This window comes from Streptomyces sp. DSM 118878, assembly GCF_052936595.1.
Genome location: NZ_CP193622.1, coordinates 1,832,095 through 1,851,730 on the forward strand (window position 1 = coordinate 1,832,095; position 19,636 = coordinate 1,851,730).

General features: G+C 73.3%; 14 protein-coding genes. 8 read left to right on the forward strand and 6 right to left on the reverse strand.

What is annotated here, in order from left to right; all coding sequences use genetic code 11:
• Positions 1–38: 38 nt before the first annotated feature.
• Positions 39–551: a hypothetical protein gene (locus ACRAKF_RS07750; RefSeq protein ID WP_447041859.1), complete on the forward strand. Its 513-nt coding sequence runs from the start codon at positions 39–41 to the stop codon at positions 549–551.
• Positions 552–597: 46 nt separating this feature from the next.
• Here ACRAKF_RS07750 and ACRAKF_RS07755 read toward each other — a convergent pair whose 3' ends face one another.
• Both ACRAKF_RS07755 and ACRAKF_RS07760 read right to left on the reverse strand, forming a co-directional pair.
• Positions 598–1,839 carry an NAD(P)/FAD-dependent oxidoreductase gene (locus ACRAKF_RS07755; protein WP_447041860.1) on the reverse strand — a complete coding sequence of 414 codons (1,242 nt, stop codon included), beginning with the start codon at positions 1,837–1,839 and terminating at the stop codon, positions 598–600.
• 20 nt (positions 1,840–1,859) lie between these two features.
• Positions 1,860–2,183: a bifunctional 3-phenylpropionate/cinnamic acid dioxygenase ferredoxin subunit gene (locus ACRAKF_RS07760; RefSeq protein WP_447036186.1), complete on the reverse strand. Its 324-nt coding sequence runs from the start codon at positions 2,181–2,183 to the stop codon at positions 1,860–1,862.
• A gap of 189 nt (positions 2,184–2,372) precedes the next feature.
• Between ACRAKF_RS07760 and ACRAKF_RS07765 the strand changes: the two genes are divergently transcribed.
• The 5 genes from ACRAKF_RS07765 to ACRAKF_RS07785 all read left to right on the forward strand — a co-directional run bounded on the left by ACRAKF_RS07765 (position 2,373) and on the right by ACRAKF_RS07785 (position 9,351).
• Positions 2,373–3,203 carry an IclR family transcriptional regulator gene (locus ACRAKF_RS07765; RefSeq protein WP_447036187.1) on the forward strand — a complete coding sequence of 277 codons (831 nt, stop codon included), beginning with the start codon at positions 2,373–2,375 and terminating at the stop codon, positions 3,201–3,203.
• A 242-nt stretch (positions 3,204–3,445) separates the two neighbouring features.
• Positions 3,446–4,531, forward strand: a complete 1,086-nt coding sequence (locus ACRAKF_RS07770) for an S-(hydroxymethyl)mycothiol dehydrogenase (protein ID WP_447036188.1) — start codon at positions 3,446–3,448, stop codon at positions 4,529–4,531.
• Positions 4,528–6,972 carry a GcvT family protein gene (locus ACRAKF_RS07775; RefSeq protein ID WP_447036189.1) on the forward strand — a complete coding sequence of 815 codons (2,445 nt, stop codon included), beginning with the start codon at positions 4,528–4,530 and terminating at the stop codon, positions 6,970–6,972. The genes ACRAKF_RS07770 and ACRAKF_RS07775 overlap by 4 nt, the downstream gene beginning before the upstream one ends.
• Before the next feature lie 46 nt (positions 6,973–7,018).
• Positions 7,019–8,179, forward strand: coding sequence for an N-methyl-L-tryptophan oxidase (solA, locus tag ACRAKF_RS07780; protein WP_447036190.1), 1,161 nt, complete (start codon positions 7,019–7,021; stop codon positions 8,177–8,179).
• Between the two features lie 14 nt (positions 8,180–8,193).
• Positions 8,194–9,351 carry an aromatic ring-hydroxylating oxygenase subunit alpha gene (locus ACRAKF_RS07785; RefSeq protein ID WP_447036191.1) on the forward strand — a complete coding sequence of 386 codons (1,158 nt, stop codon included), beginning with the start codon at positions 8,194–8,196 and terminating at the stop codon, positions 9,349–9,351.
• Here the strand turns inward: ACRAKF_RS07785 and ACRAKF_RS07790 are convergent.
• From ACRAKF_RS07790 to ACRAKF_RS07805, 4 genes are all read right to left on the reverse strand, one after another.
• Positions 9,293–13,918, reverse strand: coding sequence for a hypothetical protein (locus ACRAKF_RS07790; protein ID WP_447036193.1), 4,626 nt, complete (start codon positions 13,916–13,918; stop codon positions 9,293–9,295). The two genes, ACRAKF_RS07785 and ACRAKF_RS07790, sit on opposite strands and share 59 nt — an antisense overlap.
• A gap of 87 nt (positions 13,919–14,005) precedes the next feature.
• Positions 14,006–14,899, reverse strand: a complete 894-nt coding sequence (locus tag ACRAKF_RS07795) for a hypothetical protein (protein ID WP_447036194.1) — start codon at positions 14,897–14,899, stop codon at positions 14,006–14,008.
• A gap of 70 nt (positions 14,900–14,969) precedes the next feature.
• Entirely contained in the window at positions 14,970–16,496 is a 1,527-nt protein-coding gene (locus ACRAKF_RS07800) for a hypothetical protein (protein WP_447036195.1), read from the reverse strand.
• A gap of 79 nt (positions 16,497–16,575) precedes the next feature.
• On the reverse strand, positions 16,576–17,280 hold the full coding sequence (locus tag ACRAKF_RS07805) for a GntR family transcriptional regulator (protein ID WP_447036196.1): 705 nt from the start codon (positions 17,278–17,280) through the stop codon (positions 16,576–16,578).
• A 184-nt stretch (positions 17,281–17,464) separates the two neighbouring features.
• On the opposite strand from ACRAKF_RS07805, the gene ACRAKF_RS07810 reads away from it, so the two are divergent.
• Positions 17,465–18,820: an MFS transporter gene (locus tag ACRAKF_RS07810; RefSeq protein ID WP_447041861.1), complete on the forward strand. Its 1,356-nt coding sequence runs from the start codon at positions 17,465–17,467 to the stop codon at positions 18,818–18,820.
• The gene (locus tag ACRAKF_RS07815; protein ID WP_447036197.1) at positions 18,817–19,620 is read left to right on the forward strand and encodes a putative hydro-lyase; all 804 of its coding nucleotides are present in this window, start codon (positions 18,817–18,819) and stop codon (positions 19,618–19,620) included. The genes ACRAKF_RS07810 and ACRAKF_RS07815 overlap by 4 nt, the downstream gene beginning before the upstream one ends.
• Positions 19,621–19,636 lie beyond the last annotated feature (16 nt).

Consider the following 19,636-nt stretch of genomic DNA (forward strand, 5'->3'; position numbering starts at 1 on the left):
GTGAACGGCCGCGAAGCAGCGGGGGGAGTGACGAAATGATGGGCACGGCAGAGCGCCACAGGGCGTCGGAGGGCAGCGGGGCCACGAGGGCCGCGGAGGTCGGGGAGGTCGGGGAGTCCACCCGGCGGGAGCGGGCGAGTGCGGCGCCACGCCCGCCGTTGTGGGTCGAGGAGCCCGCCCGCAGAAGGCGGTTGCCCGATCCCGTGCGGACGGCGGCCGTGCGGGCCGTGATCATAGTGGCGGTCACCCTGGTGCAGGCGATGGTCGCCGTCCTGGCGACGCTCGCCGGTTCCTGGCTCGCCTTCCCGATGGTGCTGAGCAGCGTGGCCAGCACGGTCGCGGCCACATGGGGCGTCCTCGACGTATGGGTGACCCGTCAGGTGTGGAATCAGCGGCACGGCGTGGTGTCGATGCCGAGCAGTACGGCACGGCGGCTGCGGCGTGAGCGGCGCCGGGCCCGCAGGCAGGCCCGGATCGCGGCCCGCGGCAAGACCCGCATACGTATACGTATACGCGGACGCGATGGAGCGGGGCAGTTGTCGCACTCCTGAGCCGATCCGCCGCGGCGCGCCCGCGGGGCCGGGTGAGCGGACGGACTCAGGTTCCCGCGGGCTCCCCCGCGAAATCCGGGGCCGAGGCGGCGACCGGGGCCGTGGCTGCGACCGAGGCGGCCATGAGGTTCCTGCGCAGCTTCATGAACGGCCGGGCGCGGCCGACCCCGAGAGCCGCCACGGTGCGGCCCGCGCGTTCATAGACGGCCAGGAAGCCCTCGTGCGGAGTCTCCAGGGAGCCTTCGACGAGGCGTACGGTGTCGCGCTCGCGCCGCCGCCCGGCGAACTGGATGCGGGTGCCGTACTGATCCGACCAGAAGTACGGCAGGGGGCGCGCCGTCTCGACCGTGCGTCCGGCGAGCAGGTTCCGTACGGCCACGCGGGGTTGCTGGGTGGCGCTCGTCCAGTGTTCGGCGCGTGTTCCGCCGGTGCGGGCGACATCTCCCACGGCCACGACGTGGGGCAGTGCGGTGACGCAGCCGTCGTCGCAGAGCACACCGTCGTCCAGGGAGAGGGGAGAGCCGACGAGCCAGTCCGTGTTGGGTGCCGCCCCGATGCCGACGACGACCAGGTCCGCGGGGAGCACGCGATGGTCGGACAGTTCCACGGAGGTGACGCGGGCAGCGGCCGCGGGTCCCTGCGGAGCGCCCCGCAGTGCGGTCACGCCGATGCCCGTCAGGAGGCGCGCCCCGGCGTTCGCGTGCAGTTGGGCGCAGGCCAGTGCCTGTTCGGCGCCGAGTTGGGCGGCGAGCGGGAGCGGTGCCGCCTCGACGACAGTGACGTCATGGCCGAGCGCCACGCACGACGACGCGGTCTCGGCCCCGATGAAGCCGCCGCCGATCACGACCACGCGGCGGGGGCCGGTGCCCGCGGTGAGCGCCGTCCGCAGGGCGCGGGCGTCGTCGAGGGTCCGCAGGGTGTGGACGCCCGCGAGCGGGGGGCCCGGGAGCCGGCGCGCCGACGCCCCGGTGGCGATGACCACGCCGTCGCTCGGCAGCGTCCGGCCGTCGTCGAGGACGACCGTGCGTCCGCGGGCGTCGAGGGCACGCGCGCGAACGCCGAGGATCCACTCGGCGGCCAGCTCCGCCGTCTCCTCGGCGTCGCTCAGGGCGATGTGGCTCTCGTCCGCCCCGCCGGTGAGGAAGTCCTTGGAGAGCGGCGGCCGGTCGTACGGCTGGTGCGGTTCGGCGCCGACGACGACCAGGCGCCCGTCGAAGCCCTGGGCGCGCAACTCCCGCGCGGCGTACAGACCGGCGAGCGAGGCGCCGACCACGGTGACGGTGCGCATGCGGTCCCCGGCGGCTGCGCTCATGCGGCGGATCCCTCCTCGGCGGCGGCCAGGCTGACGAGGACCATGCCGTCCTCGACGTACACCTGGTGGGTGCGGACGGGCCTGCGGGCGGGCAGGCAGGTGGGGCGTCCGGTGCGAAGATCGAAAGTGGCCGCGTGGAGCGGGCATTCGACCAGGCAGCCCTCCAGCCACCCCTCGGACAGCGACGCGTCCTGGTGGCTGCACGTGTCGTCGACGGCGAAGAACTCACCGTCGGCGTTGAACACCGCGACGGGCGGCGTGGTGTCGAGGCGGACGGATTCGCCCGCGGGGAGGTCTTCGAGGCGGCATACGGGAATCATGGGCCCCCCTCTGGTGTCATTCGGCCCGGTCCCGACCCCTTCTGGGGTCAAGACCCTTCGGTAACATCGTGTTTCACATGGCGCATGAGGGAGCGCTATACGCAACAGAATCCGGTCGGGGTGCCCGTCACGTCAAGGGCCCCCCGAAGACGCGGCTCAAGACAGCCGCCAGGTGGTGAGAGTCGAGATATGACCGGCACGCGGAAACAGGCTGATCACGGCAGTGAGCCGGACGGAGAGACACGGGAGAGGCAGCCGAGGGCGGCGGCCGGATCCGTCCAGTCCGTGGACCGCGCGGTGAGCGTCCTGGAGAGTCTGGCGCGCCACGGCGAGGCCGGAGTCACCGAGATCGCCGACGAGTTGGGGGTGCACAAGTCGACGGCCTTCCGCCTCCTCGGCGTCCTGGAGAACCGGGGCCTGGTGGGCCAGGCCAAGGACCGTGGCAAGTACTTCCTGGGCGCGGGTGTACTCCGCCTCGCGGGGGCGGCGGCAGTGCGCATGGACATCTCCCAGGAGGGGGCGCCGATCTGCCGTGAGCTCGCGGACGAGCTGGGCGAGACGGTCAACATCGCGGTCCTCGACGACGACGCGGCCGTCAACATCATGCAGGCCCGCGGCCCGGCCTCGGTGACCGCGCAGAACTGGCTCGGCCGGCGCACCCCGCTGCACGCCACGTCCAGCGGCAAGGTGCTGCTCGCGCATCTGCCCACCACGCTGCGCGAGGGCATGGTGGCGCGCACGCTGCCGCGCCTCACCGAGCAGACGGTGACCGGCACGGTGGCGCTGCGCGGCGAGCTGGAGACCGTCGTGGAGCGCGGCTTCGCCGTCGCCGTCGAGGAGTTGGAGGTCGGCCTCGCCGCCGTGGCCGCGCCGGTGCGCGCGCACGACGGCAAGGTCATCGGGGCGCTCAGCGCCTCCGGCCCGGTGTACCGGCTGACCGAGGAACGCCTCACGGAGGTCGCCAAGCGGACGGTGGCGGCGGCCGTGGAGCTGTCCCGGCGGATGGGGTACGGCTTCTGACGGCAGCCGCACGGAAAGGCATGCGCCGCCGGGCGGGCGGCCGTCGGCCGAGAGCTCGCGCGGGTGGGCGGGGTCAGGGATTCCTGGCCCCGCCCACGCGCGTTCCCGCACGGGAATCGGCCGGGTTCCACGGTTTTACGAACGCTTAACTCCGCCCCCTTGACGCCTTCTTCATGGCGTTCTCACTATGTCTCTCATAGCGCAACCCATCGTGCAGTACGCAACAGCAGAGGAGTCTGGCTGTGCCCCACGAGGTCCGTGCCGTCGTCGCCGTGAAAAAGGGCGCGCCCGTCGAGGTCCAGACGATCGTCGTGCCGGACCCCGGTCCGGGTGAGGTGCTCGTCTCCGTGCAGGCCTGCGGGGTCTGCCACACGGATCTGCACTACCGGGAGGGCGCCGTCAACGACGACTTCCCGTTCCTGCTCGGCCATGAGGCCGCGGGCACGGTCGAGGCGGTCGGCCCGGACGTCACCGGCCTCGCGCCCGACGACTACGTGGTCATCGCCTGGCGCGCCCCCTGCGGAGCGTGCCGTTCCTGTCTGCGCGGCCGCCCCTGGTACTGCTTCGACTCACGCAACGCCCGGCAGCCCATGACGCTCTTGGACGGCACCGCGCTGAGTCCCGCCCTGGGCATCGGGGCCTTCGCCGAGAAGACGCTGGTCGCGGCCGGGCAGGCCGTGAAGGTCGACCCGGCCGCGCGGCCCGAGGCCGTGGGCCTGATCGGCTGCGGGGTCATGGCGGGCTACGGCGCCGCGGTGCACACGGGCCAGGTGGGCCGCGGCGACACCGTCGCGGTCATCGGCTGCGGCGGCGTGGGCAACGCCGCGGTCGCCGGGGCGTCCCTGGCCGGAGCCCGCCGCGTCATCGCCGTCGACATCGACGAGGCCAAGCTGGACGGGGCGATGCGCTTCGGCGCCACGCACACCGTGAACTCACGGGGCACCGACCCGGTCGAGGCCGTCCGCGAACTGACCGGCGGCCACGGGGTCGACGTCGCGATCGACGCGGTCGGCACCCCGTCCACGTACAAACAGGCCTTCTACATGCGCGACCACGCGGGCGTGCTCGTGCAGGTCGGGGTGCCCGATCCGGAGATGGTGGTCGAGCTGCCGCTGACCGATCTGTTCTCGCGCGGCGGCGCCCTCAAGTCGTCCTGGTACGGGGACTCGCTGCCCACCCGGGACTTCCCGATCCTGGTCGACCAGTATCTGAGCCGCCGCCTCGACCTGGGCGGCTTCGTCTCCGAGACGATCGGACTCGACCAGGTGGAGGAGGCCTTCGCGAGGATGCGGCGGGGCGAGGTGCTGCGGTCGGTGGTGGTCCTGTGAGCCCCGCCCGGAGCGAAGGGCCGCGCGTCGTCGTCATCGGCGCGGGCATCGTCGGATGCTCGCTCGCCGACGAGCTGACCTCCCGCGGCTGGCGCGACGTCACCGTCCTCGAACAGGGGCCGCTGCCCGCGCCGGGCGGCTCCACCTCGCACGCGCCGGGTCTCGTCTTCCGTACGGGTCCTTCCAGGACGATGACCGAGTTCGCGAAGTACACCGTGGAGAAGTTCGGCTCCCTGGAGGTGGACGGGCTCCCCTGCTTCCATCCGGTCGGCGGCCTCGAACTGGCCACCACACCCGAGCGCTGGGCCGACCTGCACCGCAAGGCCGGTCTCGCCGCCTCCTGGGGCGTGCGCGCCGAACTCGTCGGCCCCGGGCGCTGCAAGGAGCTGTGGCCGCTGATCGACGAGGGCCAGGTGTACGGCGGACTCCACACGCCGGACGACGGCCTCGCCCGCGCGGTACTCGCCTGCCGGGCGCAGATGGCACGGGCACGCACGCGTGGAGCACGTTTCCTGGACCGGCACACCGTGACCGGCATCGAGAGGGACGGCGACCACGTCACCGCCGTCGTCACCGACCGCGGCACCTTCCCCGCGGACCACGTCGTCTCGGCGGCCGGGTTCTGGGGCCCCGTGATCGGGCGGATGGCCGGCGTGGACGTGCCCCTGCTGCCGCTCGCCCACCAGTACGCGAAGACGGCTCCCCTGCCGGAGCCGGCCGGAGAGGGCGACCCGCGTACGGAGGCCTCGCGGCCCATCCTGCGGCACCAGGACCGCGACCTGTACTTCCGCGAGCATGTCGACCGTATCGGCATCGGCTCGTACGCCCACCGCCCGCTGCCCGTCGATCCGTTCTCGGTCCCCGCCTTCGACGACGCCGGGTCGATGCCGTCCTCGTACCCCTTCACCTGGGACGACTTCGCGCCGAGTTGGGAGGACTGCCGCCGGCTGATCCCCTCCCTGCGGGCGACGGAGATCGCGGAGGGCTTCAACGGCGTCTTCTCGTTCACCCCGGACGGCATGCCCGTACTCGGCGAATCCCGTGCGCTGCGCGGCTTCTGGCTGGCCGAGGCCGTGTGGGTCACGCACTCCGCGGGCGTGGCCAGGGCCGTCGCCGAGTGGATGGTCGACGGGCGCCCCTCACTCGACCTGCACGAATGCGAGCTGACGCGCTTCGAGGACGCCCAGCGCTCCCCCGCGTACGTGGCCGAGCGCGGCGCGCGGCAGTTCGTCGAGGTCTATGACGTCATCCATCCGCTCCAGCCCCTGGACCGGCCGCGTCCCCTACGGGTCAGCCCCTTTCACGCCCGCCAGCGGGAGCTCGGCGCGGTCTTCCTGGAGGGCGGCGGCTGGGAGCGCCCGCACTGGTACGAGGCCAACGCCGCTCTCACCGAGGCCATCGACGTGCCGGAGCGCGACGCCTGGGCGGCCAGGTACTGGTCCCCCGTCGCGGCGGCCGAGGCGCGCGCCACCCGCGAAGGGGTCGCCCTCTACGACATGACGCCCCTGCGCCGCCTGGAGGTCGCGGGGCCCGGCGCGCTCGCCTTCCTCCAGCACATGACCACCAACAACCTCGCCAAGCGGCCGGGCTCGGTCACGTACACCCTGCTGCTCGACGAGGCCGGCGGCATCCGTTCCGACCTGACCGTGGCGCGGCTCGGGCCCGACCGCTTCCAGGTGGGCGCCAACTCCCCCGCCGACCTGGACTGGCTGCTCCGGCACGCCCCCTCCGACGTACACCTCAGGGACATCACCTCGGGGACGTGCTGCGTCGGCGTCTGGGGGCCGCTGGCCCGCGCCCTCGTCCAGCCGCTGACCCGCGACGACTTCTCACACGAGGCGTTCGGCTACTTCAGGGCCAAGGAGACGTACATCGGGCACGTCCCGGTGACCGCGATGCGCCTGAGCTACGTCGGCGAATTGGGCTGGGAGCTGTACACCACCGCTGATCTGGGGCTCCACCTGTGGGACACGCTGTGGGAGGCGGGGCGCGCGCACGGCGTCGTCGCGGCCGGCCGCTCGGCCTTCAACAGCCTGCGCCTGGAGAAGGGGTACCGCGCCTGGGGCCACGACATGACCACCGAACACCACCCCTACGAGGCGGGTGTCGGCTTCGCCGTCCGCATGAACAAGGGCGACTTCGTGGGCCGCGCGGCGCTGGAGGCCATGGGCGCGCCGCAGCGCAGGCTCACCCCGCTGCTCCTCGATGATCCGGCCGCCGTCGTCCTCGGCAAGGAGCCGGTGTACGTCGACGGCGTCCCCTCCGGGTATGTCACCAGCGCCGCCTACGGCTACACGCTGGGCCGCTGCGTCGCGTACGCCTGGCTGCCGCCGCTGGAGGCGGGCGCGGGCGTCGGCATCGAGTACTTCGGCGAGAAGGTGCCCGCGACGGTCGCCGAAGAACCGCTGTTCGACCCGGAGATGACCCGCATCCGCCGCTAGGGACCTTCTGACGCTCCCCGACCGACCACCTGCCTGGAGGCTTCCGGTGTCCCCCACCTATGACGTGATCGTGATCGGCCTCGGCGGCATGGGCAGCGCCGCGGCGCACCATCTGTCCGCACGCGGTGTCCGCGTCCTCGGCCTGGAGAAGTTCGGCCCCGTCCACCGGCGCGGCTCCAGCCACGGCGGTTCGCGCATCACCCGGCAGTCCTACTTCGAGGACCCCGCCTACGTACCGCTGCTGCTGCGCTCCTACGAGCTGTACGACCGCCTCGAACGGGACACCGGCCGCGAGATCGCCACGCTCTGCGGCGGTGTGATGATCGGCCGCCCCGAGAGCCGCCCGGTCTCCGGATCGCTGCTCTCCGCCGAGCGGTGGGGCCTGCCGCACGAACTGCTCGACGCGAAGGAGATCCGCCGCCGCTTCCCCACCCTCACGCCCCGCGACGACGAGGTGGCCCTGTACGAGGCGCGGGCCGGGCTCGTACGCCCCGAGAACACCGTCGCCGCGCACCTCCAGCTCGCCACCCGGCAAGGCGCCGACCTGCACTTCGACGAGCCGATGACCCGGTGGGAGCCGTACCGGGACGGAGTGCGCGTGCACACCGCCGAGGACGTCTACACGGCCGGGCAGCTCGTGATCTGCCCGGGTGCGTGGGCGCCGGGGCTGCTCACGGATCTGGGGGTTCCGTTCACGATAGAGCGGCAGGTCATGTACTGGTTCCAGCCGGACGGCGGGGCGGGGGTGAGGCCCTTCCTGCCGGAGAACCACCCGATCTACATCTGGGAGGACGCTCAGGGCGTCCAGGTGTACGGCTTCCCGTCCATCGACGGGCCCGGCCGCGGCGCGAAGGTGGCGTTCTTCCGCAAGGGCACGCCCTGCACGCCGGAGACCATCGAGCGGACGGTCCACGCCCATGAGGTGGCCGCGATGGCCGACCAGGTGGGCCGGCTGATCCCGTCGCTGCCCGGCCGCTTCCTCAAGGCAGCGACCTGCATGTACTCCAACACCCCCGATGAGCACTTCGTCATCGCGCGCCATCCGGCGCACCCCGGTTCGGTGACCGTCGCGGCAGGTTTCTCGGGGCACGGGTTCAAGTTCGTGCCCGTGGTCGGCGAGATCGTCGCCGATCTGGCCCTGGACGGCACCACCGGCCACCCCATCGAGCTCTTCGACCCCAGCCGTTCGGCCGCCGCGCCCGCTTGAGGAGTACGAGAACCGTGACGACGACCCCCTTGCCGCCGAGCCTCATCGCGACCCTCCCCGGCCGCTACTACACCGATCCGGAGATCTTCCGGCAGGAGCAGGAGCACGTCTTCGAGGCCCTGTGGTTCTGCGCGGCGCGCTGCGCCGACCTGGACACGCCGGGCGCCTTCCGCACGGTACGGGTGGGCCGCGAGAGCGTGCTGCTCACCCGCTCCCGCACCGGGGAGCTGCGCGCGTTCCTCAACGTCTGCCGCCACCGGGGCGCCCGGCTGTGCACCGAGGAGTCCGGGCAGGTCCGCCGGGCCCTGCAATGTCCCTACCACGCCTGGACGTACGACCTCGACGGCAAGCTGATCGCCGCGCCCAACCTGGTCAGGATGCCGGACGTGGACCGCTCCTCGTACGGCCTGGTCAAGGTGGCCCTGCGGGAGTGGCTGGGCTATGCCTGGGTCTGTCTCGCCGAGGAGCCGCCCTCCTTCGAGGAGACCGTCATCGGCTCGGCGGTCGAGCGGCTGGGCGACACGGCGTCCATCGAGCGCTACGGCGTCGAGCGGCTCGCGCTCGGCAAGCGCGTCACGTACGACGTGCGGGCCAACTGGAAGCTGATCGTCGAGAACTTCATGGAGTGCTACCACTGCGCGACCATCCACCCCGAACTGACGGACGTGCTCCCGGAGTTCGCGGAGGGCTTCGCCGCGCAGTACTACGTGGGGCACGGCGCCGCGTTCGCCGAGGAGGCCTGCGGTTTCACGGTCGACGGCAGCGCGGGCTTCGGCCGCCTGCCCGAGGTGGAGGACGACCAGGACCGCCGCTACTACGCGATCACCGTGAAGCCCACCGTGTTCATCAACCTCGTCCCCGACCACGTGATCCTGCACCGGATGTTCCCGCTGGCCGAGGACCGCACGACCGTGGAGTGCGACTGGCTGTACGCCCCCGACGTCGTCGCGTCCGGCGCCGACCTGTCGAAGTCCGTGGAGCTCTTCCACCGGGTCAACGCCCAGGACTTCGCGGCCTGCGAGCGCACCCAGCCCGCGATGGCGTCACGCGCCTACCGCGAGGGCGGGGTGCTCGTGCCGACCGAGCACCACATCGGTCTCTTCCACGAGTGGCTCACCGGGCGGCTCGCTGGGCAGTCGCCGCCGGGCGCTTGTACATCCGCGTCGCCGTGATCTCCCCGTGCACCGTCTCGCCGTCCGGGTCCTGCTGCGGCAGGCCCGGGCGCAGGTGCTCCTCGACGCTGATGTACTTCAGGCCCGCCCGCAGGTCCGCGTCGTTGCGCAACCGGATGACCAGCGGGAACTCCGCGAGCGCCGTCGTGTCGAACAGACCGGTCGTGTAGAGGAGCTGCACCCCGAGCGCGTCGGAGACGGCCCGCTGGAGCTCCAGGAGATACGTGGCGTTGGCGCGGCCGATGGGGTTGTCCAGGAAGAGCGTGCCGGCGTGCCGGTGCTTGTCGCGGCCCCGGTCGTTGCTGCGCAGCGCCGCCATCGTGCAGTACAGGGCGATGGCGGCGGTGAGGAGCTGGCCGCCCGAGAACACGTCGCCCATCTGTCCGACCGGCACGCGCTCGGCGCGGAGCACGGCGTCCGGCTTGAGGATCTCGACGGCGACGCCGCGCGGCTCGAGGGCGGCCTGCACACCGCGCAGCAGGAGGGACATGCCGTCGCGCCGCATGTCGGAGTTCTTCTTCACCGCCGCGCGCGTGGCCTCGTCGATGACCTCGCCGAGCCGCTCGACGAGCGTGGCCTGGTCGGGCTCCTCGAAGCGGACCCGCAGGAACTCCTGGCCCGACCACTCCCCGAGCCCCTCGGGGAGCTGGGACAGGCGCTGGGCGGACCGCAGCGTGGCGAGGGCCGACTCGACGAGGCCGCGCAGGCGGTCGACGATGCTGTCGCGGTTGCGCTCCAGCTGCTCCAGCTCGTCGGTGAGGACGCGCAGCCGGGGCGCGAACGCGTCCGCCCACTTCTTGGCGTGCTCGGGCAGCGCGGATGCGGGCAGCTCCCGGATCTGCTGCCGGGCGGGGGTGCGGACCTGCTCGTACCGCGTCGCGTTGGCATGCCGTACGAGGATGTCGCTCGCCTCGCGGACGGCGGACTCGGCGGTGGACAGGTCGGCGGCGCAGCCGCGCAGCGAGCGGCGTGCCTCGGCGGCGGCCTGGCGGGCCTCCTCCAGGGTGCCGGGGTAGGCCTCGGGCTCCTCCTCGGGGTCCTCGGGGTGCTCGCGCAGCAGGTCGCGCAGGAGTGCGGCGGTCTCGTCGAAGCCGCCCGTGGCGTCCTCGGTGGCGCGGTGGGTGCGCAGCAGCGCGGCGTGGGCGTCCTTGGCGGTGGTCAACGCCTCGGTGTGCGCGGCCAGTTCAGCGGTGGCGGTGCGAAGGAGCGCCTGGGCCTGTTCGGCGTCGGCGGGGACGAGGTCCTCGGGGAGCTCGGTGTGCGCCTCGCCGTCCTCGGGGGCGTGCCGCTCGGCCTCGCCGCGCAGCCGGCCGAGCTGCTCGCTCGCGGTGGCGGCGCGTGCCTCGATGAGCTGGACCTGGGCCTCCGCGCGCGCGGCGGCGGCCTGCCGGGAGGGGCCGTCGGAGCCGTCGGTGCCTTCGAGGAGCAGGGCCGCGCGGGTGCGGACCTTGTTGCTGAGCCGGTTCAGCTCGGCGAGGGCGGCGCTCTCGTCGCTCTCCGCGCGGGCCTGCTCGGCACGGAGGTCGGCGCCGACGCCCACCTTCTCGTAGAGCTGCGAGGCCGCGCGGTAGGCCTCGCGGAGCGCGGGCAGCGACGACTTCGGTGCCTCGGGGTCGGCCGGGACGTCCTCCGGGGCGCCGGCGATCTCGGCCCGCTCGGCGCGCAGGGCGCGGGCGGTGCGGCGGGCGTCGTCGGCGGCGCGCTGGGCGGCTCGCCGGTCCTCGTCGGCGGCGCGGGCGCGGTCCAGGCAGGTCTGGGCGCGGGCCTCGGACTCGGCGGCGTCGTCGGCCAGTTCGCGCAGCTTGGCCTGCCAGCCGGCCCGCTCGCGGAGGCGGAACGCGAGGCCCGCCAGGGCGTCGGCGGCGCGCCGGGCGCGCTGGGCGGCCTCCTGCCGCTCGTCACGCACGCGTGCCGCCTCTCCGGCGGCCTCGTCGGCCTCGGCGCGTGCGGTGCGGGCCTCGGTCAGCTCGGCCTCGGCCTCTTCGGCGAAGGCGCGCGCCTCTTCGGCGGCGGTGGAGAGCTCCATGAGGCGTCCGCTGGGGCAGCCGCCGCGCCAGGAGGCGAGGCGGGCGGCCAGCTCGCGGTCCTTGCCGAGCCGCAGGGCCAGCGCCCGGATCTCCTCGTCGCGCCGGGCGGCCCGCGCGCGCAGGGCGTGGCGCTCCTCGTCGGCGGCGTGCTCGTCGTGCATGGCCGGGTTCGGCGGTACGAGGAAGACGCCGCTGTCCGCGGCCTGTTCGCCCGGGGTCGGGGCGAGGAGGGCCGCGGCGGTGCCGACGGCGACGGCGGAGCGGGGCAGCAGCGCGGCGTCGGCGAGGGCCTCGCGGGCGCGGGCGTGCGTGGCGGGGTCGGTGATGACCACGCCGTCGACGAGCTCGGGCCGCGCGGCGAGCACGCGTGCGTGGTCGGCGGGGTCGACGGCCTGCGCGAGGTAGCGCCAGCCGGGCAGGGCGGGGATGCCGTGCTCGCCGAGGAACTCGACGGTGGCGAGGACGTCGGGCCCCGGCGGGAGCAGTCCGCCGTCGCCGAGGGCGCCGAGGATGCGGGAGTCGTCGGCCGCCGCGGTGCGCAGGTCGAAGAGCTGCCGCTCGGCGGAGGCGACGCCTTCGTCGAGGAGCGCGCGCAGGTCGTCGGCGCAGCGGTCGAGCTCCGCCACGGTGAGGGTGTCCCCCCGCGGGGCGTCGGTCCCTCGGCGGGGTGCGGGCACGCCGCCGCCGCTGTGCTTCGCGGGCAGGCTGAGCAGCTCGGCGAGCCGCTCGTCCCCGGCGATGAACTCGGCGGTCCGGCGCTCGGCGTCGTGGGCGGCCTCGGCTGCGGTCGCGGCGTCGGCGGCGCGGGCGGCCGTCAGCTCGGCCTTCGCTTCGCAGGCGGCGGCCTCCTTGGCCTGGTCGGCGGCCCGGCGGGCGGCCTCACGCGCGGTGTCCCAGGCGGCGACCGCGGTCTTCTCGGCGTCGCTCGCGGCCAGGGCGGCGCGGGCCGGGTCGGCGTCGGGGGCGGTGTCGTCGAGCCAGCCCGCGCGGACGGCCTCGGCGGTCTCCTGCTCGACCTCGGTGAGGCGCTGGCGCAGGTGTCCCGCCTCGCTGCGGGCCCGCTGGGCCTCGGTCGCGGCGGCGGTGGCGTCGCGGTGCGCGGTCTCGCCGGTCTCCTGGAGGGCGGCGGAGCGCTCCTCCTCTTCGTTGGCGAGGTTCTCGGCGCCTTCGGCCGCGGTGTGCAGGACCCGTACGAGATCGGACGCGGCCTTCGCGCGGGCGGCGAGCGCGGGCGCCGCGTCGCGCTCGGCCTCGCGGATCGCGGCGGCCACGCGCGCGGAGCGGTCGGCGGCGGCGCGGTGTCTGAGGACTGCTTCGGCTGCCTGCCAGGCGGAGTGCAGCGTACGGGCGTCGGCGAGCTCGCGGCGCTGGGCCGCGGCGGCCTTCTCCGCGGCGGTGAGCGCCAGCGAGGCGTGGCGGTAGGCCAGTTCGGCGGAGATCAGGGCGCTCTTGCCGCGGGTGCGCTCGGCCTCGGTGACGGTGTGGGCGGCGGCCGTGACCTGCTCGGCGAGCGTGGCCGCGCGGCCACGCTCCTCGACGGCGCGGGCGGCGATCCTGCGGGCCAGGGCGCGGGTCCTGCGCTCGGCGCCCGCGTGCACGTCACGCGCGCGTGAGCGCGTCCCGGCGGCCTCGACGATGCGTCCGAGCAGATCCACGGAGCCGGCGGTGAAGTCCCGTTCGGCCATCAGCTCGGCGCGGCGGCCCAGCTTGTTGCCGAAGCCGTGGACGAGGTCGGCGAGGCCGTCGGTGTCCCGGGTGTCGGTGACCGCGCGCAGCAGCAGGTCGGTGAAGTCGGAGTCCTTCTTGACGGCGAAGAGGCCCGCGGCCTCGCCCTCGTCGGCGTTCATCTCGCGCTGGTAGCGGAAGAGTTCGGGGTCGAGGCCGAGGTCGCCGAGGTGTTCGTTCCAGCGGTCGTGGATCTCCTCCCAGTGCACCTCCAGGTGGGGGTAGACCTTGACCGCCTCGGTCAGCGCGTCGCGGAAGCCCTTCATGGTGCGCCGGCGTCCCCGTGCGCCCGACGCGCCCTCGGCGGCGGGCCGGACGGCGGTGGACTCGGCGACCGGCAGGGAGTCCAGGCTCATGCCGGGTCCCGGCCGGAAGGAGTACCAGGCCTCGGCGAACTTCCGCGGGTCGTTCGAGACCTGCCGCCCGCGCCACTCGCTGACCTTGCCGACGACCACGCACTCGCCGGTCAGGGTGTGCTGCCACTCCAGGGCGACGTGCCCGCAGTCGTCGGCGAGGAGGAACTTGCGCAGCACTCCGGAGCTGGCGCCGCCGAGCGTGTTCCGGTGGCCCGGCAGCATCACCGAGAAGATCAGCTTGAGCAGGACGGACTTGCCGCCGCCGTTCTCCAGGAAGAGGACGCCGGCGGGGGCGGGGCGGCGCGGCGGGCCGACGGGCTCGTCCTCGAAGAACTCCGCCTGCGTGGGTGCGGGGTCGGGCACCTCGGCGCCCACGCCGCGCAGGTCGAGCACGGTGTCGGCGTAGCGCGCACCGGCCGGACCGATGGAGTAGAGGCGGATCCGGGACAGCTCGTACATGGCGGCGGACTCTCGTCGTAAGTCGTGGGGGAACGGCGGGGAGGTGAGGTGGCCGGCGCGTCGGGCCGGGCCTCGGGGCGGGGTCGCTCAGGAGTGGAAGGGCAGTCCCGCGTCCGCGGCCAGCTCCAGGTCGTCGGTGTCTTCGGGGGGCAGCAGCGTCGCCGAGCCGTCGGTGACGGGGACGACGCCCAGGTCGAGCAGTTCGGCCATGGCCGCGCTGCCCGCCATGTCGCGCACCTGGAGCTGATAGCGGGCCGTGGTGCGGTACGTCCCTCCGGAGTCGTCGCCCGTGCGCTGGAGGAACCCGGAGTCGGTGAGGAAGGCGACCGCCTTGGCGATGATGCCGGTGGTCGAACCGGCGAGGCGGCGGGCGTCCTTGGTGGCGCCGGTCGAGCTGCGCCGCGCCCAGATCCGCCAGGCGGACTCCAGGCCGGGGGCGTCGGTGGCCGGGTCGGTGTTCTCGCCCTGCTCCTCGGCGCGCTCCTCCAGGCGGCGGCAGGCCTGGCGGACGAAGGCGTCGACGCCGTTGACCGTGACGCGGCCGATGTACCCGTCGTCGGCAAGGTCCTCGGGGCGCGGGAAGGCCATGGCGGCGACGGCGAGGTGCGCGAGGCCGTGCAGGAACCGGTCGGTGGAGTCGGTCGCCGCGCGGCGGGCGTAGTCCCCCATGCGGACGGCGAAGACGGAGTCCTCGGCGGCGGTGACGACCATGCCCGCGCGCGGGGAGACCTCCAGGACGACGAGTCCGAGGCCGGCGGCCACGGCGTCGGCGAGGCGCGCGAAGGGCGGGTCCTCGCGGTAGCGGCGCAGGAGTTCGCCGTACTCCTGGTCGCGGGCGGGCTGGAGCTTGGGCTGGAGGCCGAAGGAGACGAGCCGTGCGGCGTCGGCGGCGTCCCCCGGGGTGACGGGCGCGGGGGCGGCGGGGGCCGCCGCGGTGTCCGGCTCGCCCCACGCGGCGTGCTCTGCGGGGTGGTCGGTCACGGCGTGTGCTCCTTGCTGGGGCTGTACGGGAAGGCGTTGCCGAGGTGGCACGGCGGGGTTCGGGTCAGGGTCATGCCGCCTCCGTCCGTCCTGCCGCCATACCGGCGGCGTCCAGGAGGGCCGTGCCGACGATGAGGTCGGCGCCGCCGAACTCCTCGTCGTCGAGTTCGGTGCCGTCGTCCACGGCGAAGAGCAGCTTCTCCTCGCCCTGGCGGTAGGCGGTGCCGACCGGCGGGCTGGCCGCGTGGACGGCCAGGAGGGCCAACAAGTAAGGCAGTTCGGGGTCGCGCAGGCGGGCCTCGGCGAGCAGGCCGGAGAGCCTGCGGGGCGCGTCGGCGGGCAGGTCGAGCAGTTCCATGGCGCTCGCGAGCTGTTCCTCGCTGAAGCGGCTGTCGTCCGGGGTGGCGATCAGATCGGGCTCGGGCATCTCCATGCCGAGGTGTTCGCGCTCCACGGGGGGCGTGAGCAGTATGTCGACGAGGTCGCCGACGCGGACGGAGACGGGCGTGCGCAGTCCGGTCCCGCGGGCGAAGAAGGCATCCGTCACGCGCGTGGCCCGCTCGACGGGGAGCGGCAGGAGCGGGCCCAGGAGCTGTCCGTACAGATCGAGGCCCGAGCGCGCGGTGGGTGCCGCGAAGGCCTGGCGGTCCTGCTCGGCGCGGAACAGCGGGCCCGCTTCGAGGAGACGGGACTGAAGTTGGGTGTGGCGGCGGATGCAGTCCTTGACGATGTCGACCAGCTCGGCGGCGCGGCGCTTTTGCTCGGGGTCCTCGGACTCGTCGCGGGCCTTGCGGATGTTGGTCAGGATCGCGTTCTCGTGGCGATAGCGGTCGGCGACGTGGTCGAGCGCCTCGGCGATCATGTCGGGGACGGCCTGGAGCCAGTCCACCGCGCGGACGTTGCGCCGGGTGGCGTCGAGGGCCTTGCGCAGCGTCTCGGAATACTGCACCGTGCGGTAGCGCGCCTGCTCGGCGGCGAGCTGGGCGTCGGCGAGCCTGCCGCGGTTGATCAGGACCTCCAGCTTCACCTCGGCGGCGATCTGGGCGCTGGTGACGTCGGTGTCGAGGGCGCCCACCAGGACGTTGACCGCCTCGTCGGTCGTGCGCAGATAGACGCTGCCGCCGTACCCGGGGACCTCTTCGAGGAGCTTGAAGTCGTAGTCCCTGCGGACATAGGTGCCGTCGGGGGCGAACGTGCCGTACACCGCGCGGAAGCCGCGGTCGACGCTGCCGACGTTGATCAGGTTCTCCAGGACCCAGCGAGCCACCCGCTCGTGCTCGGCGGCCGGGCGGCGCGGGGCCTGGGCGGCGACGCGCGGCAGCAGCCGGGCGACGATCTGCTCGTGGTCGGCGCCGGTGTCGAAGTCCATGGTGAGCGTGACGAGGTCGATGGCCGACAGGGCCACCTCCGCCATCGCGTACATCGTGTACTCGCCCGCGAGGTTGGCCTTGCGCACGTCGAGGTCGTGCAGCGGAGCCGTGCAGGCGAGGGCGCGCAGGCGGCGCGCCAGGCCCTCGTCGGCGGCCGGGCCCTGAGCGGGCCTCGGCCCCGCGCTGAGCTGGGGCGGAGCAGTGTCCGTAACGGCAGGCGAAGTCACGGTGCACAGACTAAGTCCTCGGTCTGACAACGGTCGAAACGGGCAGAACCCGCAGCGGACCCGGCACCGCCGCCGCCGTTCAGCCGCCCCCGCCCACCCGTCGTCCGTACACCTCGACCAGGCCCGCGAGGGAGTCCTCCAGGTAGGCGGCCAGGAGTTCTTCGGCCCGTGCGGCGCTGCCCGCCCGTAGGGCCTGAAGAATCTGCTGGTTGCGTTCGAGGTAGGGCTCGTGGAGGCGGCGCGGGTCGTCCACGACGTGGAAGGCCAGGCGCAGTTCGGCGAAGACGCTGCGCATCAGCTCGTCGGTGCGCGCGCTGCCCGCGAGGGCCACGAGCTCGCGGTGGAAGTGGATGTTGGCAGTGGAGACGCCCTTCCAGCGCTCGTCCGCGGCGGCGGCCACACCGTCCGCGACGGCGCCCGCGACCCCGTCCAGGGCGTACGGGGGCTCGCCGAGTCCGCGTACGACCGCGCACTCCACGAGGCGGCGCGTGCGGTAGATGTCCTCGACGTCCTCGACCGTGAGCACCCGCACGAAGACACCGCGGTTGAGCTGGTGGACGAGGAGCCGTTCGTGCGTGAGCAGCCGGAAGGCCTCGCGAAGCGTGTTGCGGGAGACGCCGAGCGCCCCGCCGATGGCGTCCTCGGAGAGCCGTGTGCCGGGCGGGAAGTAACCCTCGGCTATACGGCTCCTGAGGATGTCCGAGACCCGCTCGGCCGTGCTGGTGCGCCCGAGGAGCGCACGGTCGTCGGCCAGGCCGCTCACTTCGGTCCTCACCTCCGCCATGCCGGGATTCAACCGCAGATACGAGAACGAAACAACATGGGTATTGAGGGATCGTTCAACGATCCTCTACCTTGACGGGCACGGCTCACCACCCGGCGGGTCCATCGCGCTCGAACCGCTCGCGTACGCCCCGCTCCGGCTCGACCCGCTCCAGCACCCTCCGTCCCTCATCTGCGAGGTGCCCATGAGCACGACCCCACCCGCCAAGGCCGCCCCGGCCGGCATCGGCCCCGAGAAGGACATCGGCCCGGGAAAGGACAGCAGCCCGGGAAAGGACACCGGCCCCGAAAAGGACATACGGCCCGACGACAGCGGCGCCCTCGGCTGGCTGCGCGCGCTCGGCCCGCGCGGCCGCCGGGCCTTCGCCGGGGCCTTCGGCGGCTACGCCCTCGACTCCTACGACTACTTCACGCTGCCGCTGAGCATGGTGGCGCTCGCCGCCTACTTCGGCCTCGACAGCGGCCAGACCGGGCTCATCACCACCGTGACCCTGGTGGTCTCCGCCGTGGGCGGCGCCATCGCGGGCGTCATCGCCGACCGCATCGGCCGGGTCAAGGCACTGATGATCACGGTCATCACCTACGCCGTCTTCACCGTGGCCTGCGGCTTCGCGCCCAACTACGAGACACTGCTGGTCTTCCGGGCCCTCCAGGGCCTCGGCTTCGGCGGCGAGTGGGCGGTCGGCGCGGTCCTCGTCGCCGAGTACACCTCCGCCAAGAACCGCGGCCGCACGCTCGGCGCGATCCAGAGCTCCTGGGCCGTGGGCTGGGGCCTCGCGGTGATCGTCTACACCGTGGTCTTCCAGTTCCTCGACGAGGACCTCGCCTGGCGCGTGATGTTCTGGACAGGCGCGCTGCCCGCCCTCCTGATCGTCTACGTGCGCCGCAACGTGCAGGACGCGCCCGAGGCCGCCGAGGAGCGGCGCAAGAGCGCCGACAAGGGCTCGTTCACGGCCATCTTCAAGCCGGGACTGCTGCGCGTCACCCTCTTCGCCGTGCTCCTGTCGACGGGCGTGCAGGGCGGCTACTACACGCTGGCCACCTGGGTGCCCACGTATCTGAAGAGCGACCGCGGCCTCACCGTCGTCGGCACCGGCGGCTATCTGGCCTTCCTGATCTCCGGCGCCTTCATCGGCTATCTGGCCGGTGGCTATCTCACCGACAAGCTCGGCAGGAAGCGGAACATCACGCTCTTCGCCTTCCTCTCCGCGGCCTGCATCCTCGCGTACACGAACATCTCCGACGGGGCCAACGGCCTTCTTCTGGTGCTCGGTTTCCCGCTGGGCTTCTGCATGTCGGCGATCTTCAGCGGCTTCGGCTCGTTCCTCAGCGAGCTGTACCCGGCCGCCGTGCGCGGCACGGGACAGGGCTTCACGTACAACACCGGCCGCGCGATAGGCGCCGTGTTCCCCACCATGGTCGGCTTCCTCGCCGACAGCTGGGGCGTCGGCGGCGCGCTGGTCTTCGGCGCCCTCGGCTACGGTCTCGCCGTCGTCGCGCTGTTCGGTCTCCCGGAGACACGGGGAAGGGAACTGCTGTGACACGACAGACGCACACCGCGGCCCCCGAGTACCGCGGCGCCGCCGAGGCCCGTGCGGCCTTCCGCGCGGGCGAGACGCGCCCCACCGCGGGCTGCGCGGCCGGGTACACGCAGGCCAACCTCATCTCCGTCCCCGCCGACTGGGCGTACGAGACGCTGCTGTTCTGCCAGCGGAACCCGAAGCCCTGCCCGGTTCTCGACGTCACGGACGCGGGTTCCTGGACCACACCCCTGGCCCCGGACGCCGATCTGCGCACGGATCTGCCGCGCTACCGCGTATGGGAGCACGGGAAGCTCACCGACGAGCCCACCGACGTCGTCGAGCACTGGCGTGCCGACCTGGTGTCGTTCCTGATCGGGTGCAGCTTCACCTTCGAATGGGCGCTCGCCGACGCGGGCGTCCCCCTGCGCCACATCGAGCAGGGCCGCAACGTCCCGATGTACGTGACCGAGCGCCCCTGCCGCCCCGCCGGGCGCCTGCACGGCCCCATGGTGGTCTCCATGCGGCCCGTGCCGCCCGAACACCTGGCCGACGCCATCAGGGAGAGCTCCCTGATGCCCGCGGTGCACGGCAGCCCGGTGCACTGCGGTGACCCCATGGGGCTCGGCATCGCCGACCTGGACCGGCCCGATTTCGGCGACCCGGTGGACCTGCGGTCCGGCGACATCCCGGTCTTCTGGGGCTGCGGGGTGACTCCGCAGGCCGCGGTGATGGCGTCCGAACCACCCTTCGCGATCACGCACGCGCCCGGCCGGATGTTCGTCACCGACGCCCGGGACGCGCAGTACCGCGTGGCGTGACCGATGAGAACCACAG

Excerpts from the sequence above, each read along its gene's own strand:
- ACRAKF_RS07750 (WP_447041859.1), top strand. The coding sequence starts at position 39 with ATGGGCACGGCAGAGCGCCACAGGGCGTCGGAGGGCAGCGGGGCCACG.
- ACRAKF_RS07755 (WP_447041860.1), bottom strand. The coding sequence starts at position 1,839 with ATGCGCACCGTCACCGTGGTCGGCGCCTCGCTCGCCGGTCTGTACGCC.
- ACRAKF_RS07760 (WP_447036186.1), bottom strand. The coding sequence starts at position 2,183 with ATGATTCCCGTATGCCGCCTCGAAGACCTCCCCGCGGGCGAATCCGTC.
- ACRAKF_RS07765 (WP_447036187.1), top strand. The coding sequence starts at position 2,373 with ATGACCGGCACGCGGAAACAGGCTGATCACGGCAGTGAGCCGGACGGA.
- ACRAKF_RS07790 (WP_447036193.1), bottom strand. The coding sequence starts at position 13,918 with ATGTACGAGCTGTCCCGGATCCGCCTCTACTCCATCGGTCCGGCCGGT.
- ACRAKF_RS07805 (WP_447036196.1), bottom strand. The coding sequence starts at position 17,280 with ATGGCGGAGGTGAGGACCGAAGTGAGCGGCCTGGCCGACGACCGTGCG.
- ACRAKF_RS07810 (WP_447041861.1), top strand. The coding sequence starts at position 17,465 with ATGAGCACGACCCCACCCGCCAAGGCCGCCCCGGCCGGCATCGGCCCC.